The sequence below is a fragment of the Streptomyces sp. NPDC102406 genome (genome assembly GCF_044765725.1).
In the GTDB taxonomy this organism is placed as follows: Bacteria; Actinomycetota; Actinomycetes; order Streptomycetales; family Streptomycetaceae; genus Streptomyces.
In genome coordinates, this window is sequence record NZ_JBIWKP010000011.1 from 27,057 (window position 1) to 50,861 (window position 23,805).

General features: G+C 73.8%; 3 protein-coding genes. 2 read left to right on the forward strand and 1 reads right to left on the reverse strand.

Features of this window, described 5'->3' with window-relative positions:
• Window positions 1-307 precede the first annotated feature (307 nt).
• Together ACIRF8_RS31470 and ACIRF8_RS31475 are read left to right on the forward strand one after the other, a co-directional pair.
• Window positions 308-14,764 (forward strand): amino acid adenylation domain-containing protein, encoded by a 14,457-nt coding sequence (locus ACIRF8_RS31470; protein WP_404220342.1) that lies wholly within the window; start codon window positions 308-310, stop codon window positions 14,762-14,764.
• Window positions 14,761-22,320 carry an amino acid adenylation domain-containing protein gene (locus ACIRF8_RS31475; protein WP_404220344.1) on the forward strand — a complete coding sequence of 2,520 codons (7,560 nt, stop codon included), beginning with the start codon at window positions 14,761-14,763 and terminating at the stop codon, window positions 22,318-22,320. The genes ACIRF8_RS31470 and ACIRF8_RS31475 overlap by 4 nt, the downstream gene beginning before the upstream one ends.
• Before the next feature lie 506 nt (window positions 22,321-22,826).
• Here ACIRF8_RS31475 and ACIRF8_RS31480 read toward each other — a convergent pair.
• The gene (locus ACIRF8_RS31480; RefSeq protein ID WP_404220346.1) at window positions 22,827-23,780 is read right to left on the reverse strand and encodes a helix-turn-helix transcriptional regulator; all 954 of its coding nucleotides are present in this window, start codon (window positions 23,778-23,780) and stop codon (window positions 22,827-22,829) included.
• Window positions 23,781-23,805 lie beyond the last annotated feature (25 nt).

Below are 23,805 nucleotides of genomic sequence, written 5' to 3' on the forward strand. Positions count from 1 at the left end.
GCCGAACCCCGCCCCGGCGTCTCCGCGTACGATCCCGCCTCCGCTCGACCGGAAGCGATCATTCATGTGCGCAAGCCGCTCAGATTCGTGCACAGTTGTTCGTCTTCATTTCTTTGTGGCTACCTGAATCGCCTCGTTTGCGACGTCTCATGCACGGAACCGCGACGTAGAGGTGCCCACTTCTCGTGTCGGACCACCCGACCGGCCTGAGCCGTCGCTGCCGACCCTGTCGGCAGCGACGGCGAGAAGAACGCGCGCCCGCTTTCTCAGCCGTCCCCGAAACCTCTCCCCAAAGGTGCCTTCCATCATGCACGGAAACCGCTCACGCACGGCCCGGCAGGAGTCCTTCGAACTGACCGCCGCGCAGCACGGTGTTTGGTACGGTCAGTTGATCGATCCGGACAGTCCGAAATACAACATCGGCGAATGCTTCGAAATCCGCGGCATCCTTGACGAGCAAATGTTCGACGCCGCCGTGAGTCGCGCCGCGGACCTCTGCGACAGCCTGAACGTGGAGTTCGTCGTCGAGGACGGAGAAGTCCGCCAGCATGTCTCCCGAGGCCCGCTGGCCGAAACGGGCCGACTCCGCTTCGTAGATCTGTCCGAGGCCAGCGATCCGTCCGCCGAGGCCGAGTGCTACATGGCCGACGACATGGCCGCAGTGGACCGCCTCGACGCCCCGCACCACCACTTCGCACTGTTGCGTCTGGCCCCCCGCCTGCACTACTGGTACATCCGCTACCACCACATCACCGTCGACGGCCTCGGCGGCGCGGTGTTCGCCCGTACGGTGGCCGACCTCTACGCGCGTGCAGCGCGGGGCGAGAACCTCGCCGATGTCGCGTTGCCGTCCGCACCCCTGCGCGACCTCATAGCCGACGAGACGGCCTACCGTCACTCCGACCGGTACGAAGCCGACCGCGCCTACTGGACCGGCAAGTTCGGCGACCTGGCCGACGGTCCCGACCACGCATCCGGTACTCCCGGCGCCGGGAGCGAACCGGCCACGTACGGCGGCACGCTCATCCGCCGCCGCTCCGACGTGCCCTCCCCCGCCGGAGCCGACGTCGAGCTGCACAACGGCGAGACCCTGCCCCTCAGCGTCCTGGACGACCTGCGCCGGCTCGCCGCGGGCCATCGCACCAGTTGGACGGCCGTCCTCGTCAGCGCCGTCGCCGCCTACGTCGGACGGGTCAAGGGCACGCCCGACGTCACCGTGGGCCTCGCCTCCAACGGTCGCCACGGCGGACTGCGGCACATCGTCGGCATGACCGCCAACATCCTGCCGCTGCGTCTGACCGTCACCCCCGACCTGACCGTCGGCGACCTCGTACGAACCGTCGCCGCCGAGATGCGCGGCGCCCTGCGCCACCGCCGCTTCTCCCGCGAACAACTCGCCCGCGAACTGAACATGACCGACAGCGCCACCCGCCTGACCGACGTCGTCGTCAACATCATGGGGTACGACTACGACCTCGACTTCGACGGCAGTCCCGCCTCCTCCCGCGTCCTGTCCATCGGCCCGGTCGACGACGTGTCCCTCTTCGTCTCCGAACGGTCCGAGGGCACCGGACCACTGATCGGCTTCGACACCAACCCGGAGCTCTACCATCCCGAGGACGTGCGGCTGCACCAGCACGCCCTCGTCTCCTACCTGTCGGCTCTCGCCGCGACGGAGGCCGACACCCCGCTACGGAACCTGCCCCTCCTCGACGAGGCCACCGCGGCCCTCCTGCTCGCACAGGGGCGCGGCGCCGACCTGCCCGCGGGCACCATCGCCCGGAGCCTGACGGAGGCGTTCGAGGCACAGGTGCGCCAGGCCCCGGACGCGCCGGCCGTCGTGGACGGCGGCACCACCCTCACCTACCGGGAGCTGGCGCGCACGGCACACGATCTCTCCGGTGCCCTGACCGGATGGGCAGTGGACGCCGAGGACGGCGTCGGCGTCCTCGTGGGCCGCACCCCGGCCGTCGTCGTGGCGACGCTGGGCGCGGTCGGCGCGGGCGCGGCATACGTACCCCTGGACGCCGCCTGGCCGGCCGAACGGCTCGGTGACATCACCCGCGTCGCCCGCCTTCGCGCCCTGATCGTCGACGAGGCCACCGCCGGCCACCCCTGGGTGCGGGAACGCTCCGCCGACCTGCCGGTCCTCGTCGTCGACGATCTCGGCCGGATCGTGGGCGGCGCCCCCACGAGACAGGGCGCCGTTCTGGCAGCGACCCGCAGCGACCGGCTGGCGTACGTGACGTTCACCTCCGGCTCCACCGGTCTGCCCAAGGGCGTCGGCGTCACGCACGCCGACGTCCTCGCCCTGGCCGCCGACAGCGCCTGGGCCGACGGCGTGTCCGACGCCGTCCTGCTGCACTCCGCCTATGTCTTCGACGCCTCCACCTTCGAGATCTGGGTCCCCCTCCTGAACGGCGGCCGGATCGTCGTCGCGCCCGATGGCGTGCTGGAGGCCCATGTCCTGGAGGACACCGTCACCCGGTACGGCGTGACAGCGGCGTTTTTGACAACAGCCCTGTTCAACGTCGTGGCCGAGGCGCACCCGGCGGTGTTCACCGGGCTGCGCCTGGTCGCCGCGGGGGGCGAGGCCGCTTCCGCGGAGCTGATGCAACGGGTGGCCGCCGCCGCTCCCGCCACCCGCGTCCTGCACGTGTACGGCCCCACCGAGACCACCACCTTCGCCACGCGCGCCACGGTCACCCCCGGCACATCGGGCGTGCCGCCCATCGGCGGGGCCCTCGACGGAATGCGCCTGTACGTGCTCGACGACACTCTCGGCATGGTGCCACCGGGCGTCGTGGGTGAGCTGTACGTGAGCGGCCACGGCGTCGCCCGCGGCTACCAGGGCCGGGCCGCGCTGACCGCCGACCGGTTCGTCGCCGATCCCCACGACGCGCACGGCGGCCGGATGTACCGTACGGGCGACCTCGTGCGCTGGACTGCGCACGGCGAGCTCGAGTACGTCGGGCGGGCCGACGGGCAGGTCAAGCTCCGCGGGTTCCGCATCGAACCCGCCGAGATCGAGAACACCCTGGTGAGCGACCCTGACGTACGCGCCGCCTGCGTTCTGGTCCGCGAGGACGTGCCCGGCGACCGGCGGCTCGTCGCCTACGTCGTACCGGTCCCCGGAAGCCGGCTCGACCATGCCGCCCTCGCCCGCCGGGTCGGACGCGCGTTACCCGCCTACATGGTGCCCTCCGTCTTAGTCCCCCTCGACGCGCTGCCTCTGAACGCCAACGGCAAGGTCGACCGGCGCGCTCTGCCCGCCCCCCGTTCGGCCGTCCCCTCGGGCCGCGCCCCGCGCACCGCCCACGAGGAGGTGCTGGCCGGCCTCTTCGCCGACGTCCTGGGCGTACCGGCCGTCGGCGTCGACGACAACTTCTTCGCCCTGGGCGGCCACTCCCTGCTCGCCGCCCGCCTCACCGGCCGGGTGCGTACCGCGCTGGGCGCCGAGGTCGAATTACGTACCCTCTTCGACCACCCCACGGTCGCCCAGCTCGCCGGCGCCCTCACCACCAACGCGACCGACCGCCCAGCCCTCGTGCCGCAGCAGCGGACCCAAGCGGTCCCGCTGTCCTTCGCACAGCAGCGCCTGTGGTTCCTCAACCGTGTGGAGGGGCCCAACGACACCTACAACGTCCCGCTCGTACTGGAGCTCGACGGCCCGCTCGACACCGACGCCCTGCGCGGCGCGCTGGCCGACGTGATCGCCCGGCACGAGAGCCTGCGCACCGTCTTCGCCGAACGCGACGGCGTCGCCCACCAGGAGATCCTCGACGCGAGCGCCGCCGTCTCGCTCGCCCGGCTCGCCGTCGAGCAGCCTCCCCCCGGGCAAGCCGCCGATGTCTGGGTCGAGGAGACGGTGCGCCGTCTGACCGCCATGCCCTTCGACCTCTCCGGCGACGTCGCCGTCCGCGCCCACCTCCTGCGGCCGGACACCACCCGGCACGTCCTGGTCCTCGTCCTGCACCACGTCGTCGCCGACGGCTGGTCCCTCGCTCCGCTCAGCCGCGACCTCGGCGCCGCGTACCGGGCCAGGACGACAGGCACGGGCGCCCCCGACTGGCCGCCGCTGGCCGTCCAGTACGCCGACTACGCGCTGTGGCAGCGCGCGCTGCTCGGCGACATCGGTGACCCGCGGAGCCTGGCCGCCCGCCAGCTCGCTTTCTGGCAGGAGGCGCTGCAGGGCTCGCCGAACCTGCTCGAACTGCCGCTGGACCGGCCGCGTCCCGCGGTGCCGTCCCATCGGGGCGACGCCGTCCCCTTCGAGCTGCCCGCCACCGCGCACAGTGCCCTGGTCCGGCTCGCCCGTGCCGTCGGCTGCACCCCCTTCATGGTGCTCCAGGCCGCTCTCGCCGTGACCTTGCACGCCCATGGCGCCGGTACGGACATCCCCCTGGGCACCGCCGTGGCGGGACGCACCGACGAGGCCCTCGACGACCTGGTGGGGTTCTTCGTGAACACCGTCGTCCTGCGCACGGACCTGTCGGGCGACCCGAGCTTCCGGGCGCTGCTCGACCGGGTGAAGGAGTTCGACATCGCCGCGTTCAGCCGCGGCGACCTGCCTTTCGAACGGCTCGTGGAGGAGATCAACCCCGAGCGGTCCGGTGACCACCACCCGCTGTTCCAGACCATGCTGGTCCTCCAGACCCAGGAACGGGTGGCGCTCGACCTGCCCGGCGTCCGCGTCCACGACCGGTCCCAGCACACCGGCATCAGCAAGTTCGACCTGACGTTCTCGCTCGTCGAATCCGCCGCCCCCGGGGAATCCGCCGGATCCGCGGACTCCGCTGGGGAGGCCATCACAGAGCCCGCCGGGCGCGCGTCGGCAGGTGTGCCGGCCGGTATCGGCGGATACCTGGAGTACGCCACCGACCTCTTCGACGCCGCCACCGCCCGAGCCCTGTGCGACCGCTTCGTCCACGTCCTCACCCAGGCCGTCGCCGATCCCGACCGAGCCGTCGGCGACCTCGACCCGCTCGCGCCCGGCGAGCGGGAGCGCCTGCTCGACCAGGGCCGTGGAGAGCCGCGTCCGATGCCGGCCAAGGCCGTACCCGAAGCGGTCCGGGAGTGGGCCGCGCGGACGCCCCTGGCGGTCGCGGTGCGCGACGCGCGCACGAGCCTCACCTACGCCGAACTCGACGCCCGCGCCGATGCCGTCGCCCGCCTGCTGCGCGAGCGGGGCGCGGGGCGCGAGGACCTGGTGGCCCTCGCCGTACCGCCGTCCGCCGAGGGCGTCGCCGCCATGCTGGGTGTCCTGCGGGCGGGCGCCGCCTACCTGCCGATCGACCCGGAGTACCCGGCCGCCCGCATCCGGCACATGCTGGACGACGCCCGGCCCGCCCTGCTCCTCACGACGGCGGAGGTCCACGAGGGTCTGCCGGCAGGCGAGCGGCCGTGGCTCGTCCTCGACGACCCCGGCCTCCAGCCCGCCGACCCGGCCGCTCCCCTGCCGGACGCGCCGCTCGCCCAGGACCCCGCGTACGTCATCTACACCTCGGGTTCCACCGGCCGCCCCAAGGGCGTGGTCGTGCCGCACGCGGCCCTCGCCCATCACATGGCGTGGATGGTCCGGCACCTGGGACTCACTCCTGACGATCGCGTCCTGGCCCGCACCTCGACCAGTTTCGACGCCTCCGGGTGGGAACTGTGGCTGCCGCTGATGAACGGCGCCGAGGTCTGCGTCCTGCCGCACGAAGCCAACCGGGAACCGGCCGCCCTCGTCTCCTGGATGAGCCGGTTCGGCGTCACTGTCGCCCAGTTCGTTCCCTCGCACCTGACGCTCGTGCTCACCGAGGCGGCGCACGCGGCGCCGCTGCCGGACCTGCGCGCCGTGCTGTGCGGCGGCGAACCCCTGCCCCGCTCGCTCGCCGACCACGTGGTGAGCCTGTGGGGGGCCGAGGTGCACAACCTCTACGGCCCCACCGAGACGACCATCGACGCGACCGCCCACCGGGCCGACGCCTCCGCGGGGCGCGGACCGACCGAGACCGTGCCGATCGGCCGCCCCGTCGACACCATGGCCGCCTACGTCCTGGACGGCGCGCTGCGGCCCGTGCCGCCCGGCGTCACCGGCGAGCTCTACCTGTCCGGCTCCCATCTCGCCCGCGGCTACCTGCGCCGCCCGGGACTGACCGCCGCCCGGTTCGTCGCCGACCCGTTCGGCGCGCCCGGGACCCGCATGTACCGCACCGGTGACCTCGTGCGGTGGAACCGGCAGGGCCTGCTCGACTACGTGGCCCGCGGCGACGACCAGGTCAAGCTGCGCGGATTCCGCATCGAGCTGGGGGAGATCGAGGCCGCGCTCCTGGCCCGCCCCGGGATCACGGCCGCCTGCGCGCTGATCCGCGAGGACATACCGGGGCTGCGCCGCCTCGTCGCCTACGCCGTCACCGGCGACCCGGCCCTGCGCCCCGCCGCCCTGACCGACGACCTCTCCCGGATGCTCCCGCACTACATGGTGCCCGGCGCCGTCGTCCTCCTGGACGACCTGCCGCTCCTGCCCAACGGAAAGGTGGACCGGCGCGCCCTGCCGGCACCCGAGCCGGAGACCGACCTGGCCGCCGAGTCCGGGCAGCATGACCTCCGGGAAGACCTGCTGGCCGGAATCCTGGCCGACGTGCTGGGCCGCCCCGCCGTCGGTCCCCACGACAGTTTCTTCGACCTGGGCGGTCACTCACTGCTCGCCATGCGCGTCGTGAGCCGGGTCCGCGCCGTCCTGGGCGCCACGATGGAGGTGCGCACCCTCTTCGACCACCCGACCGCGGCCGGTCTGGCCCGCGTCCTCGACGCGCCGGGCCGGGCCCGCCCGCCCATCGTGCCCGTCCCGGAGCGGCCCGATCCGATGCCGCTGTCCTCCGCCCAGCAGCGCCTGTGGTTCCTCAACCGGCTCGAAGGCCCCAGCTCCACCTACAACATCCCGCTCGTCCTCGAACTGGGGGGACCGCTGGACACCGACGCCCTGCGCGCCGCGCTGCGCGACGTCGTGGAGCGGCACGAGACGCTGCGCACCGTCTTCCCCGAGCGCGACGGTGTCCCCTGCCAGCAGGTCCTGCCCGCCGACGACAGCGCCCCCGACCTGCCCGTGGTGAGCATCGCGCCCACCGATCTGGAGGCGGCCGTCATTGCCGCCGTCCGGGAGCCGTTCGACGTCATCGTGGACCTGCCACTGCGGGCCCTGCTCCTGCGGCCCGCACCCGACCGTCACGTCCTGGTGCTCGTCCTGCACCACATCGCGGGCGACGGCTGGTCCCTCGCCCCGCTCGCCCGCCACCTCGGCGACGCCTACCGGGCCCGGCTCGCGGGCCGCGCTCCCGAGCCGCCCGCCGGCGTGCCCCTCCAGTACGCCGACTACACCCTGTGGCAGCGTGCCGCCCTGGGAGACGGCGCCGAGCCGCAGGGTGTCCTGCGGCAGCAGCTCGACCACTGGCACACCGCGCTGACGGGGCTGCCCGGCCTGATCGACCTGCCGTTGGACAGGCCACGCCCGGCCACCACCGACCCGCGGGGCGCGGTCCACACCTTCGTCGTCCCCACCGCCCTGCACGCCGGGCTCGTCCGGCTGGCGCGGGAGTCGGGCAGCAGCCTGTTCATGGTTCTCCAGGCGGCGGTGGCCACGCTGCTGCACCGGCACGGAGCCGGCGACGACATCCCGCTCGGCTCGCCCGTCGCCGGACGCACGGACGAGGCACTGGAGGACATGGTCGGGTTCTTCGTCAACACGCTCGTCCTGCGCACCGACCTCTCCGGAGCGCCGACCTTCCGCGAACTCCTGGTACGAATAAGGGAGTTCGACCTGGCCGCCTACGAGCACCAGGACGTCCCGTTCGAGCGGCTGGTCGAGAGGATCAACCCGGTCCGGGCGCGCAACCACCACCCGCTGTTCCAGACGATGCTCGTCCTGCAGAACCAGGAGACCGCCCGCCCCGACTTCCCGGGCGTCACCGTCGACGACCGGCTCGTCCACAACGGCCTGAGCAAGTTCGACCTGACCTTCGCGTTCACCGAGGAGCCGGGCATGGGCGGCCTGGCCGCCGGGATCGAGTACGCCACCGCCCTCTTCGACCGCGCCACCGCCCAGACGTTCGCGGACCGCCTGGTGCGCCTGCTGGAGCAGGTCGCCGCCGACCCCGGCCTGCCGGTGGCCGCCTATGACCTGATGTCCCGGGAGGAGCACGCACGCGTCGCGCACTGGAGCGCCGCTCCGGCGCTGGAGGCGGGCACCGCGGAGGCCATCCTGCCCGCGCGCTTCGCGGCCCAGGCGCGCCGCACGCCGGACGCCGTGGCCGTCACCGACGGCGAGGCGTCCCTCAGCTACGCCGAACTCGACCGGATCTCCGCCGATCTGGCCCGCGCACTGGCCGGCCACGGCGTCGGCCCGGAGGCCGGGGTCGGCGTGCTGCTCACACGGTCGCCGGCCGTCGTGGCGGCGTCCCTCGGCACGGTCCGCGCGGCCGGCGCCTACGTCCCGCTGGACGCGCGCTGGCCCGCACAGCGGCTCGACCAGGTCGCCGGGCTCGCGTCCGTGCGGGTCCTCGTCGTCGACCAGGCCACCCTCACGTCCCCCTGGGTGGCCGCGATGTCCCGCCACCTTCCCGTCGTCGTCGTGGACCGGTCCGGCCGGGTCCTGCGGGGCGCGCCGGAGCACCCGGCGGGACCGGCCGCCGTGCCGGGCTCCGGAGCGCTCGCCTACGTGATGTTCACCTCGGGCTCGACCGGCGTGCCCAAGGGCGTCGGCGTCACCCACGCCGACGTGGTCGCGCTCACCGCGGACTCCGCCTGGCGGGGTGGCGCCACCGACGCCGTCCTGATGCACTCGGCGTACGTCTTCGACGCCTCCACCTTCGAGATATGGGCCCCGCTCCTGAACGGCGGCCGGGTCGTCGTCGCACCGGAGGGCGTCCTGGAGGCTCGGGTCCTCGACGACGCCGTCCACACCCACGGGGTGACCGCCGTCTTCCTGACCACCGCCCTGTTCAACGTCATCGCCGAGACCGACCCCGGCGCCTTCGCCGGTCTGCGGCTCGTCTGCGCGGGCGGGGAGCTGGCATCCCCCGACGCCATGCAGCGCGTCGCGGGCCTCTCTCCCGACCTGCGCGTCCTGCACGTGTACGGCCCCACCGAGACGACGACCTTCGCCACCCGGCACGACGTGACGGCCGACCTGACCCCGGGCCCGCCGCCGATCGGGCGGGCCCTGGACGGCGGGCGCCTGTACGTCCTCGACAGCTCCCTCGGCCCGGTCCCGCCGGGTGTGGTGGGTGAGCTGTATCTCGCGGGGCGCGGTGTGGCACGCGGTTACACCGGGCTGCCGGGCCTGACCGCCACGCGCTTCGTGGCCGATCCTTTCGGCCCCGCGGGCGGGCGCATGTACCGCACCGGGGACCTCGTCCGGTGGACCCGCGACGGGCACATCGAGTACGTGGCACGCGCCGACGGCCAGGTGAAGCTGCGCGGCTACCGCATCGAACTCGGTGAGATCGAGGGCGTGCTGGCCTCTCAGGAGACCGTCGCCGACGCTTTTGCCGTCGTCCGCGAGGCCACCCCGGGCGACCGGCGGCTCGTCGCGTACGTGGTGCCCGCCTCCGGTGCCCGACCCGACCCCGGCGGGCTGGCCAAGGCCGTCGGCCGGACCCTGCCCGCTTACATGGTGCCCTCCGCCTTCGTCCTGCTCGACGCGCTGCCGCTGACGGTCAACGGCAAGGTGGACCAGCTGGCACTCCCCGAGCCGGAGTATCAGGCGACGGGCCCCGGGCGCGCCGCCCGCACCCTCCGCGAGGAGATCCTGTGCGGGCTCTTCGCGGACGTCCTCGGTCTCACCCGGGCGGGCGTCGACGACGACTTCTTCGCCCTGGGCGGCCACTCCCTGCTGGCCACCCGGCTCGCCGCCCGCATCCGTACCGTGCTCGGGGTGGAGATCCAGGTCAAAGCCCTCTTCGAGCACCCCACACCGGCCGCGCTCGCCGCCGTGCTGGACGACGCCGAAGCGGCCAGGACACCACTGGAGCGGGTACCCGAGCGGCCCGATCCGCTGCCGTTGTCCTTCGCGCAGCGGCGCCTGTGGTTCCTCAACCGGTTCGAGGGCCCCAGCGCCACCTACAACGTGCCGCTCGTGCTGCGCCTGGACGGCCCGCTCGACGCGGGCGCCCTGGAGAGCGCCCTGACGGATGTCGTCGGTCGCCACGAGAGTCTGCGTACCGTCTTCCCCGACACCGACGGGGTACCGCGCCAGGTCGTCCGCGACGCGGGCGACGCCGACCTCGATCTGACGCCCCGCGACACGGACGCCGCCCGGCTCGACGCGGTGCTGGCCGCCGAGGTGGCCCACACGTTCGACGTCAGCACCGACCTGCCCGTACGGGCCCGGCTGATGCGCCTGGGCGACCGGTCCCACGTCCTGGTCCTGCTCGTCCACCACATCGCGGGCGACGGCTGGTCCCTGGCCCCGCTCGCCCGCGACCTGGGCGAGGCCTACCGGGCCCGCGCCGAGGGCGTCGAGCCCGCCTGGACGGAGCTGGGCGTCCAGTACGCCGACTACACGCTGTGGCAGCGCGCGCTGCTCGGCGACGAGGACGACCCGTCCAGCCCGGCCGCCCGCCAGCTCTCCTTCTGGCGCACCGCGCTGGACGGCGCGCCCGACCTGCTCGAACTGCCCTGCGACCGGCCGCGTCCCGCGGTCACGGAGCACCGCGGCGACGCCTTCGGCTTCCGTGTCGACGCGGACACCCACCGCGCCCTCGCCGATCTCGCCAGGAGCCGCGGGTCCAGCCTGTTCATGGTGCTCCAGACGGCGCTGTCGGTGCTCCTGTCCCGCCACGGCGCGGGGGAGGACATCGTCCTCGGCACCGCGGTCGCCGGGCGCACGGACGAGGCCCTGGACGATCTGGTGGGCTTCTTCGTCAACACCCTCGTGCTGCGGACCGACCTGAGCGGCGACCCGACCTTCGGTGAGGTGATCGACCGGGTCCGGGAGTTCGACCTGGCCGCCTACGCCCACCAGGACGTGCCGTTCGAGCGGCTCGTGGACGCGCTCAGTCCGGTCAGGGCCCAGAACCACCACCCCCTGTTCCAGACCATGCTGGTGCTGCAGAACCAGTCGGACGCCACGGCGGACCTGCCCCACCTCACCGTGACGGAACAGCCCGTCCGCACCGGCATCAGCAAGTTCGACCTGACCTTCACCTTCTCCGAGCGGCACGACGGCGCGGGCCGGCCCGCCGGTCTCGACGGCGTCCTGGAGTTCTCCACCGAACTCTTCGCCCATCCCACCGCGCACGCCTTCGCCGCCAGGCTGACCCGCCTGCTGGGCATCCTCGCCGCCGACCCGGGCCGGCGGGTGCACACCGTCGAGGTCCTGGACGAGGCCGACCAGCAGAGCCTGGACCGCGCCGCGCACGGCCCGGTCAGGACCGTCGCGGCGCGTACGGCGCCCGAGGCGTTCCGCGCGCAGTGTGCGCGGACCCCCGGGGCGATCGCCGTGCGGGACGGCGGCCTCGACCTCACCTTCCGCGAACTCGACGCGCTCTCCGACGATCTGGCGCATCACCTGCGGGACCGGGGTGTGGGCCGCGGCGATCTGGTGGCTCTCGCCCTCGAAGGCACCGCCGACCATGTCGTCGCGATGCTGGCGGTGACCAAGGCGGGTGCCGCGTACCTGCCCGTCGACCTGGACTACCCGCAGGCGCGCATCACTCACATCTTCGACGACGCACGCCCCGTCCTGCTCCTGACCCACAGCGACGCACGCCCCGACAAGCCCAGCCTGTCCGTGCCGTGCCTGGCACTCGACGACCGGGCCGCCTGGTCGACCGGGCGCGCGGGGCCCCTGGTCGCGGCGGACCCGCGCGACGCCGCGTACGTCATCTACACGTCGGGCTCCACCGGCCGGCCCAAGGGCGTGGTGGTCACCCACGGCTCTCTCGTCAACCACATGGCGTGGATGGCCGGTCATCTGCGGCTGACCGGCGACGACCGGGTGCTCGCCCGCACCTCGCCGAGTTTCGACGCCTCGGTCTGGGAGACGTGGCTGCCGCTGCTGCACGGCGGATCGACCTGTCCGGTGCCGCCCGCCCTCAACCACGATCCCGCGGCACTGGTCGAGCGGCTGCGCGCCACGGGCACGACGGTCGTCCAGTTCGTGCCCTCCCACCTCTCGCTCGTCCTCACCGAGACCGCGTCCGGCGGTGTCCCCGCAGCGCTGCGGGCCGTCCTGTGCGGCGGTGAACCCCTGCCCCCCTCCCTGGCCGAACGCGTCGGCAGCGCCTGGGACGTGGAGGTCCACAATCTGTACGGCCCCACCGAGACGACCATCGACGCCACCGCCCACCAGCACCTCGGCGCAGGGACGCGCACTCCGGCGGGGGCGGGCAGCGTGCCTGTGGGCCGCCCGATCGACAACACCCGCGCCCTCGTCCTGGACGCCGCGCTCCGGCCGGTGCCGCCGGGTGGCACCGGCGAGCTGTACGTCGCGGGTGACGGCCTGGCGCGCGGATATCTGCGCCGCCCGGGGCTGACCGCGTCCCGGTTCGTCGCCGATCCGTACGGCCCCTCCGGGAGCCGCATGTACCGCACGGGTGACCTCGTGCGGCGGGACGCCGACGGACTGCTCACCTTCGTCTCCCGCGCCGACGACCAGGTCAAGCTGAACGGGTTCCGTATCGAACTGGGCGAGATCGAGGCCGCCCTCACCGCCCTCGACGGCATCGCGGACGCCTGCGTCCTCGTCCGGGAGGACAAGCCCGGCGAACGCCGGCTGGTCGCCTACACCGTCTGCGACGGCGGTCCCGCCGCCCCGCCCACCGACACCGAACTGCGCGCCCTCCTGGCGTCGTCGCTGCCGCCGTACATGGTCCCCGGTGTCTTCGTCGCCCTGGACGCCTTGCCGTTGCTGCCCAACGGCAAGGCGGACCGGCGGGCCATGCCCGCCCCCGAACGCCCCGTCGGCGCGCGCCCGGGCGGAGAGCCGCGCACCGCCCACGAACGAGTCCTGTGCGAGGTGTTCGCCTCCGTGCTCCACTCCCCCGGCGTCCGCGCCGACGACGACTTCTTCGCTCTCGGCGGCGACAGCATCCTGTCGATCCAACTGGTCAGCCGGGTGCGGGAGGCCGGGCTCGGCATCACCCCGCGCGACGTCTTCGTCCACCGCACGCCCGAGGCCATCGCAGCCGTCGCCGACGAGCTCGGCGGAGGCGCGGCGGGCCCGGTCGAGGAGGGCGCCGGCACGATGCCGCCGACCCCCATAGCCGCCTGGTTCCTGGAACGGCCGGGCGCCACGGACGGTTACAACCAGTCCGGAGTGCTGCGCACCCCCGCCGACGCGGACGAAAACAGCCTCGCCGCCGCTCTCCAACTCCTCCTTGACCACCACGACATGCTCCGCCTGCGGACCGGCCGCACCATCGAGGGCGACACCGTCCTCGAGGCCCTGCCACCGGGAGCCGTCACGGCACGCCACCGCCTCACCCGGATCGACGTCTCGGGCCTCGGCGCCGACGCCGTCCGTGCCGCCGTCACCGAAGCGGGCGAAGGGGCCCGCGAGCGGCTGCGCCCGGCGGAGGGGAACGTGTTCGAGGCGGTCTGGGCCGATGCCGGACCGCACAGGCGCGGGCAACTGCTGCTCGTCGTGCACCACCTGGCGGTCGACGCGGTGTCCTGGCGCATCCTCGCCGCGGACCTGGCCACGGCCTGGCAGGCGGTCACCACGGCGCCCGTCGGCGAACCGCCCACGACAGCGGCCCTGCCCGCCGTCGCCACCCCCTACCGGCAGTGGGCGCAACTCCTGGCCGCCCAGGCCCGCGGCCCCGCCCGGGCGGCGGAGCTCCCGCTGTGGGAGACGGTCACGCGGACCCCGGACCCGCCGCTGGGGCGCCGGCCGCTCGACCCGGGGCTCGACACCGCCGACCGGACCAGCACCCTCACCACCCATCTGCCCACGGCCGCCACGAAGTCCCTGCTCACCACCGTCCCCGCCGCCTTCCACGCCGGCGTGGACGACATCCTGCTCACCGGCCTCGCGCTCGCCGTCCGGTCCTGGCGCGCGGAACGGACCCTGGGCGACGGCGCCCCGCACGCGGGCAGCGGCGTCCTTCTCCACCTGGAGAGCCACGGCCGCGAGCAGATCACCGACGACATCGACCTGTCCCGCACGGTGGGCTGGTTCACCAGCCTCTACCCGGTCCTCCTCGACCCGGGGCCTCTCGACGCCCGCAGCCCGGGACGCTATGACGCCGATGTGGTCGAACGCGCCCTCAAGCGCGTCAAGGAACAGCTTCGGACCGTTCCCGACCACGGCGTCGGCTTCGGGATGCTGCGCCACCTCAACCCTGCCACCCGCTCTCGGCTGGCCGCCGGACCCGAGCCCCAGATCGGGTTCAACTATCTCGGCCGGTACACCGCCCGGGGCGAGGCGGCGGGCGGTGACGCGGCGGCGGACGCCGACTGGGATGTGCTGCTCGACGCGGGGGGCCCGCCCAGCCAGGACCCGGACATGCCCGTCCACCACGTGATCGACATCAACGCGCACACCGAGGACCGGCCGGACGGCCCGCACCTGATGACCCGCTGGACCTGGCCCGGTGACCTCCTCAAGGAGGAGGACGTCGAAGCCCTGTCCGACGCCTTCACCCGCGCCCTGCGCGCGATCGCCGAACACGCCGCACGACCCGAGGCGGGTGGCTACACGCCGTCCGACCTCCCCCTGGTCTCACTCGACCAGGCCCAGATCGACCGACTGCAGAACAAGTGGGGTGGACGCAAGTGACCGGGTTCCGACTGGAGGACGTACTGCCGCTGACGCCGTTGCAGGCGGGCATGCTCTTCCACGCGCTGTACGACTCCGAGGCCGTCGACGTCTACACCGCGCAGTTCGTCTTCGACCTCGAAGGCCCCGTCAGCGTTCCCGCGCTGCGGGCCGCTGTCGGCGGTCTGCTGCGCCGCCACGCCAACCTGCGGGTCGGGTTCCTCCACGAGGACCTGGACGAGCCCGTGCAGGCCGTCGCCGCCGAGGTGCCGCCGCCCGTGGAGGAGCTCGACCTGACCGGCGCGGACGTCATGGGCTCCGCGGAGGGACGCCTCGCCGCGTTCCTGGCCGCCGACCGGACCCGCCGCTTCGACCTCACCACCCCGCCCCTGATGCGGTTCACCCTGGTGCGCACCGCTCCGGGGCGCTCCCGGCTGGTGATGACGAGCCATCACATCCTGCTCGACGGATGGTCGATGCCCCTGCTCGTCCGGGAGCTGTTCGAGCTGTACGCCACCCGCGGCGACGACAGCGCCCTGCCACGCGTCGCCCCCTACCGCACCTACCTGGGCTGGCTGGCACAGCAGGACCGCGCGGCGGCCCTGGACGCCTGGCGCACGGCCCTCGCCGGCATCGAAGCGCCGACCCTGCTCGCCGGGCGTGCGGCGCACGCGCCGGGCGCCGGTGAACTGCCGCGCAAGCTCGTCCTCGATCTGGACCCGGCCACCACGAGCCGGCTGCGCGAGACGGCCCGCGCCCACCGGCTGACCCTCAACACCCTCGTGCAGGGCGCCTGGGGGCTGCTTCTTGGTCGCCTCACCGGGCGCCCCGACGTGCTGTTCGGCACCACCGTGTCCGGGCGACCGCCGGAGATCCCCGGCATCGAGACGATGGTGGGCCTGTTCATCAACACGGTGCCCGTACGGCTGCGTCCCGAGCCCGGCGAGACCCTGGCCGCGCTCCTGACCCGGCTCCAGGACGAACAGGGGCGACTGCTCGGCAGCCAGCACGTGGGCCTCACCGAGATACGCGGGACCACCGGCCTGGACGAACTCTTCGACACGCTGGCCGTGTTCGAGAACTATCCGATGGACGCCCAGGCACTGCGCACCGCGCAGCAGGCCCTGCCCGACCTCGCCGTCACCGGGTTCAGCGGCACCGACGCGGCCCACTACCCCCTCACCCTCACCATCGCCCCCGGTTCCGCCCTGAGCATCACCTTCGGCTACCGCGAGGCCGCCCTCGGCCGCGACGAGGTGGCCCGCGTCGTCGCCCGCATGCGGCGCCTGCTGACGGCGATGGCGGACGGGCTCGACCTGCGCGCCGACGCCGTCCCCGTCCTCCTGGACGGCGAGCGCGAGACGCTCCTGCGCCAGGGGCACGGCGCCGCGCTCCGCGAGGACCCGGCCGCCGTGAGCGTCCCCGACGCCGTCGCCCGGCACGCCGCCCACCGCCCTGACGCGATCGCCGTGACCGGAGCGGGCGAGGAGCTGACCTACCGGCAGCTCGTCGACGCCTCCGACGCGACGGCCCGCGCGCTCACCGGGCTCGGCATCGGCGCCGAGGACGGTGTCGGCGTCCTCATGGGCCGCTCCACCGCCCTGGTCACCGCCTCCCTGGCCGCCCTGCGCGCAGGCTCCGCCTATGTGCCCCTGGACCCGCGGTGGCCCGCCGACCGCCTCTCCCGCGTCGCCGAGGTCGTCTCCCTGCGCGCCCTGGTGGTCGACGCCTCCGCCCGTACCCACCCCTGGGTACGCGGGCTCGGCCCCGACGTGGCGGTCCTCACCGTCGACGCCGCCGGCCGCGTCGAACAAGGCGGCCCGCCCGCCCCCGGCCCCCTCCCCGCCGTCACCGGCGGCGACCGGCTGGCGTACGTCATGTTCACCTCCGGCTCCACCGGCCTGCCCAAGGGTGTCGGCGTCACCCACGCCGACATCACCGCGCTCGCCTCCGACCGGACGTGGGCGGACGGCGTGTGCGACGCGGTGCTGCTGCACTCCGCGTACGTCTTCGACGCCTCCACCTTCGAGATCTGGACCCCCCTCCTGACGGGTGGGCGCGTCGTGGTGGCCCCCGACGGCACCCTCCAGCCCGCCGTCCTCCGCGACCTCGTCGCCCGACACGGCGTGACCGCGGCGTTCCTGACGACCGCTCTGTTCGACGTCATCGCCGAGACCGACCCCGGCGCGCTCGGCCTGCTGCGCCTGGTGGCCGCGGGCGGGGAGGCAGCCACCCCCGGCGTCCACCAGCGCCTCGCCGCCGCCCACCCCGGCACCGTCGTCCTCAACGTCTACGGACCCACCGAGACCACGACCTTCGCCACGCTCCACCGCCTACGCCCCGACGGCGCCCCCGGCGAGGTGCCCCCCATCGGCCGCCCCCTCGACGGCGTGCGGGCCCACGTCCTTGACTCGGCGCTGCGCCCCGTGCCGGCCGGAGCCGAGGGCGAGCTGTACATCGCGGGCGTCGGCGTCGCCCGCGGCTACCTCGGGCGGCCGGAGCTCACCGCCACCCGGTTCGTCGCCGACCCGTTCGCCGCCGCCGGGGAGCGCATGTACCGCACCGGCGACCTCGTGCGCCAGGACACCGACGGCGTCCTGCACTACTCGGCCCGCGCCGACCAGCAGATCAAGCTCCGCGGCCACCGCATCGAACCCGGCGAGATCGAGGCGGTGCTGTGCGCCGACCCGTCCGTGCGCACCGCCTGCGTCCTGGTCCGCGAGGACCTGCCCGGCGACCGGACCCTCACCGCCTACGTCGTCCCCGCCCCCGGGCACCTCCCGGACCACGGCCGGCTCGGCTCGCACATCGGCCGCCACCTGCCCGCCTACATGGTCCCGGCCGCATTCCACACCCTCGACGCACTGCCCCTGACCCTCAACGGCAAGGTCGACCGGGCGGCCCTGCCCGCCCCCGCCGCCCCGGCCGCCACACCGGGCCGGGCGCCGGGCAACGCCCGCGAGGAGATCCTCGCAGGGCTCTTCGCGGAGGTCCTCGGCCTGCCCCGCGTCGGCGTCGACGACGACTTCTTCGCCCTCGGCGGCCACTCCCTGCTCGCCACCCGCCTCGTCGGCCGCCTGCGCTCCGCCCTGGACACCGAGACCGAGATCCGCACCCTCTTCGACAACCCCACCGTCGCCGCCCTCGCCCGCGCCCTGGACCGGGCGGACCGCCCCGCCCGCCCCGCCCTCGTACCCCAGGAACGGACCGGCGCGCTCCCGCTGTCCTACGCCCAGAACCGCCTGTGGTTCCTCCACCGGCTCGAAGGCCCCTCGGCGACGTACAACATTCCCTTCGCCGTACGCCTCGACGGGCCGCTCGACACCGGCGCCCTGCGCGACGCCCTGCACGACGTCGTCGCCCGGCACGCGTCCCTGCGCACCGTCTTCCCCGAGGACGACAACGGGCCGCACCAGCACATCTGCGCCCCGGACGACATCCGCCTGCCCTTCACCGTCGAACCGGCCGGCGAGGACGAACTGCCCGACCTGATCGCCGCCGCCGCGAGCCACCCGATCGACATCGAGCGCAGTCTCCCGCTCCGGGCGACCCTGCTGCGCCTGGCCGGGGACGCGCACGTCCTGGTCCTCGTGATCCACCACATCGCCGCCGACGGCACCTCCCTTGCACCCCTCGCCCGGGACCTCGGCGCCGCCTACCGCTCCCGCGCCGAGAACCGTAGGGCGCCCGGATGGCCCGAGCTCCCCGTCGACTATGCCGACCACGCCCTCTGGCAGCGGCGCCTGCTCGGGGACGAGCACGACCCCGCCAGCCTGCTGTCCCGTCAACTCGACTACTGGAAGGGGGCGTTGGACGGCCTGCCGGAGATGATCGACCTGCCGTGGGACCGCCCGCGCCCCGCCGTGCCCCGGCACACGGGTGCCACCTACGACTTCTCCCTCGACCCCGCCGCCGCCCAGCGCGTCAACGAGCTTGCCCGCACCAGCGGTTGCAGCGTCTTCATGGTGCTCCAGGCGGCTCTCGCGCTCGTCCTGTCCCGGCACGGCGCGGGCGACGACATCCCGCTGGGCACGGCCGTCGCCGGACGCACCGACGAGGCTGCCGCCGACCTCGTCGGCTTCTTCGTCAACACCCTCGTGCTGCGCACCGACCTCACGGGCGACCCCACGTTCCGGGAACTCCTCGACCGGGTCAAGGAGGTCAACCTCTCCGCCCACGCCCACCAGGACGTGCCCTTCGAACGGCTGGTGGAACTGCTCAACCCCGCCCGCTCGGGGAACCACCACCCGCTCTTCCAGACCATGCTCGTCCTGCAGAACCACACCCACGCCGCTCCCCTCTCCCTGCCCGGCCTCACCGTCGGTGCCGTACCGGCCCGGCCCGCGGTGAGCAAGTTCGACCTGTCCTTCACCTTCACCGAGACACCCGGCGACGGTGGCGCACCCGGCGGCATGCGGGCGGCCGTCGACTACGCCACCGAGCTCTTCGACGCGGCCACGGTCCGCGACCTCGCCGACCGGCTCGTCCTGCTCCTGACGGCCGTGACCGCCGACCCCGACCGCCCGCTGCACACCTACGAGGTCTCCCCGCCCGAGGAGCGCGCCCGCGTCACCGCCTGGGGAGCCGGTCCCGTGGAGGAGGTGCCCGCCGCCTCCGTCCCGGCCCTCTTCGAGCAGTGGGTCCGCGACACACCCGACGCCCCCGCGGTCCGCGACGCCCGCACCACCCTCACCTACGCGCAGCTCGACGCCCGCGCCGACGCCGTCGCCCGCCATCTCGTCGCGCGGGGCATCGGCCCCGAGGACCGCGTGGCCGTCGCCCTGCCCCGCACCCACGAACTCGTGGTGGCCCTCCTGGGCGTCCTCAAAGCCGGCGCCGCCTACCTGCCGCTCGACCCGGACTACCCGGCCCGCCGCCTCATCCACATGCTCGACGACGCCCGGCCCCGCCTGCTCCTGACCACCCCCGCCGTCCACCGCCGCCTCCCGGAGTCCGCCGTACCGCACGTGTACGTCACGGACATCCCTAGCCGCGCTTCCAGCCCGGCGGACACCACTCGCCTGCGCCCCACGCACCCCGCGTACGTCATCTACACCTCCGGCTCCACCGGCCTCCCCAAGGGCGTCGTCGTCACCCACCGCGGCGCCGGTGCCATGGTCAGGACGCAGATCGAGCGGCTGCGCGTGACTCCGGGCAGCCGGGTGCTGCACGCGGCGTCCGTCAGCTTCGACGCCGCGTTCTGGGAGCTGTGCATGGGAGTGCTCTCCGGGGCCTGCCTGGAGATCGACGAACGCGACGCCCTGATGCCCGGCCCCACCCTCGCCGCGCTGGTCCGGGAGCGGGGCGTCACCCACCTCACCCTGCCGCCCGCCGCCCTCGCGGTCATGCCGCCCGGCTCCCTGCCCGCGGGCACGACCCTCGTCCTCGCGGGCGAGGCATGCTCCCCGGCCCTCGTGCGGGCCTGGGCGAAGGACCGCTTCCTCGTCAACGCCTACGGCCCCACGGAAACCACCGTGTGCGCCACCATGAGCGGCTTCCAGCACGCGGACGGCCCCCGTGCCCCGGAGCGCACCGTGCCCATCGGCGGCCCCGTCAACGGCACCCGGGTCCATGTCCTGGACGACCGCCTGGCCCCCGTGCCGCCCGGCGTCACCGGCGAGCTGTACGTATCCGGCGAGGGCGTGGCCCGCGGCTACCACGGGCGGCCGGCGCTCACCGCGTCCCGCTTCGTGGCCGACCCGACCGACCATGCGGGGGGCCGCATGTACCGCACCGGAGACCTCGTGCGCTGGACGAGGGACGGCGAACTCGTCTACGTCTCCCGCGTCGACGACCAGGTCAAGCTCCGCGGCTTCCGCATCGAGCTGGGCGAGATCGAGGCGGCACTCTCCGCGCTGCCCGGCATCGCCGCGGCCTGCGCGGTGGTCCGCGAGGACCGGCCCGGCGACCGGCGCCTGGTCGCCTACAGCGTGGCCGCCGACGGCACGGACGGCCCGGACGAGACCGAGATGCGCGCACACCTGGCCACCACACTCCCCGACCACATGATCCCTGCCGCCTTCGTGCGCCTGGAAACCCTGCCCCTCACCCCCAACGGCAAGACGGACCGGCGCGCCCTGCCCGCACCTGACCTGGCCGCGCCGGCCGGGGGCCGCGCACCGCGCAGCGACCGGGAGCGCATCCTGTGCGAGGTGTTCGCCGAGACGCTCGGTCTGCCCGAGGTCGGCGCCACCGACGACTTCTTCGCCCTCGGCGGCCACTCGCTGCTCGCCGTCACCCTCGCGCGGCGGATCGGCGAGCGGTGCGGCCACCGCCCCTCCCTGCGCGCGCTGTTCAACGCCCCCACCGTCGAGAGCGTGGACCGGCTCCTGGACCGCGCGCCCGGGGAGGACGGCCAGGGCGGCACCGCCGCACCCGACCTCGCCGCCGAGGTCCGCCTGGCCACGAACGTCGCCGGCTCCGGGGCCCACCGCACGGCCCGGGTCCCCGCCCCCCTCCGCGGCTCCGTACGCCCCTCCCCCCGGCCCCTCCTCACCGGCGCCACCGGATTCCTGGGCGCCTTCCTCCTGCGCGACCTCATCGAGATCACCGACGGCCCGGTCACCTGCCTGGTGCGCGCCACGGACGCACACCAGGCCGCCGAGCGCCTGCGGGCCACCTTGCAGCACTACCGCATCTGGGACCCCCGTTACGCGGACCTGATCCACCCGGTCCCGGGCGACCTCGCGGCCCCCGGCCTCGGCCTGTCGGCGGAGGACCGCACCGCGCTGATCCGCCACCTCGGCCCGATCGTGCACAACGGGGCACGGGTCAACTTCGCTGCCGGGTACGCCGAGCTGCGCGCCCCCAATGTGGCCGGCACCCACGAACTTCTGCGTCTGCTCGCCGACTCCGCCTCGCCCGGGATGCACTACGTCTCGACCACGGGCGTCTACGCTCCCGTGTCCCGCCCCGCTCCCGTCACGGAGTCGACCCCGACGGGGCCGCCGGCCGCGCTGCCCGACGGATACGCGCAGAGCAAGTGGGTGGCGGAGGGGCTCGTCGAGGAGGCGGACCGGCGCGGTCTTCCGGTGACCTTCCACCGGCCCGGCCGCATCAGCGGCGACACCACCACGGGCGCCTGTCAGGACCGGGACCTGCTGTGGCAGCTCATCAAGGGGTGCCTCCAGGCCGGAACGGTGCCGGATCTGCGGTCCGGCTCCACGGACTGGGTGCCGGTGGACCATGTCAGTACGGCGATCGCCACGCTCTCCACGACCGGGGCGCCGAGTGCGGGTACCTACCACTTCACCAACCCGAACGCCCCGACCCTGGACCAGGTCTTCGACACGGCCGTCCGTGCGGGCCACGTGCTGCGCCCGGAGCCCGTGGCGCGCTGGCAGGCCCGCGTCGCGGCCCAGGAGGACAACGCGGCACAGTTGTTCCTCGGCGACGACGGGCAGGCCCGGCAGGAAGTGACCCACCACAGCACTTTCGACTCAAGCCGGACGGACAAGGTTCTGGCCGACCTCGGCGTGCGCCGCCCGCCGCTGACCGACGAGATCCTGGCCCGCTACCTGACGTACTTCCACGAGACAGGTTTCCTGCCCACTCCTCGAAAGCCAGTCCGGCAGTGAGGGGACCGCGGCACACCGGGTGTGCATGAAGCGAGCGCAGGTGAGGAGGGACAAGTCCGAGATGGAGGTGTCTACGAGGAAGTCGTTCCCGGCACCTTCTTCGACCCCGAGGACCGCTGGCCGTTCGGCGCTTGGACGCTGGACCGCCTCGGCCACCCGGCCACCCGGCCACCCGGCAGCGGACGACGCGGGCTGGCGGCCTGGGCACTGGGGCTCCGGACCACGTCGCTGGGATCGACCGGAAGACTGGCCGGGGCACGGCCGGCCGCCGATCCGGCGCTCCCGCACGCGCCGTAGTACGGCGATCAGGAACTGCTTGTCAACCTCCTTCGGAGCACGCCGGCGCCCCGACGGCCCGGCATCGATGCCCCGACTGGTTTCCGCCAGGTTCGTGCGGGTCTTCACCCTCTGGGCATCGGTCACTGCTGTCGACGGGGCGGCGGGCCGGCCATGGGCGCGTCGCGACTTGTCGCGCAGGAGATCGTGAACCCACTCAGCAGTGCCGTCTACTTCCCACTTTGCGCAGTAGTCGTAGACGATTTCGTACGAAGGGAAGTCGTGCGGCAGCTACTCCCAAGGGGTCCCCCTGCGGTAGTTGCCCTCTTGATGCGATCGGGCACGTCCACACGCTGCGTGCCGATCATGGAAACCAGCCGTAGTGCCTCTTCTGCGGGTGAGCCGGGCTCGACGGTGTAGAGCACGAGCTGTTGGTCCTGGTCGGTGATGTCGAGGAGGTCGCAGTTGAGGGTGATGGGGCCGATCAGTGGGTGGTCGACGGTCTTGCGCAGGGTGGGCTCGGGGCGCACGTCGTGGGCGGCCCACAGCCGGGCGAATTCGGCGCTGCCGGCAAGGAGATCACCTACCAGCTCGACCACCTCGGGGTCGTCGGGATAGCGGGCGGCGGTGGCCCGCAGGCGCCGGGCTGCGGCGCGGGCGAACGCCTCCGCGTCGAACGGGTCGTACAGCAGCCGCTCGCGCGGTGGCGGTGCGAGGTAGGCACGGCGCACGAGGTTGCGCTCATGCCGGGGCAGAGGGGAGAAGTCCTCCAGGAGTGCGGCGGCCATGTCGTTCCAGGCGATCACCTCGTATGTCGCGGAGAGCACGATGGCCGCGGTGTGCGGCAGCCGCCGCAGCAGGTCGGTGATGCTCCGCGGCACTTCACGTGAGGGCCCGTTCGGCGGGCCGGGCGGCGCGCCGGCAAGGTGGTGCAAGTGGTCGCGCTCGGCGTCCGACAGGCGCAAGGCCCGGACCAGGCCGGCGAGTACCTCACGCGAGGGACGCGGCCCGCGGGCCTGCTCCAGCCGCGTGTAGTACTCGGTCGAGATGAACGCCAGATGCGCGACCTCTTCGCGGCGCAGCCCCGGTGTGCGGCGGCGCGGCCCGGCGGGCAGGCCCACGTCGGCGGGGGCGATGCGCTCGCGCCTGCCGCGCAGGAAGCCCGCCAGCTCTCGTCTGTCCATACCTCCCATTGTGCGTCCGGCCGCG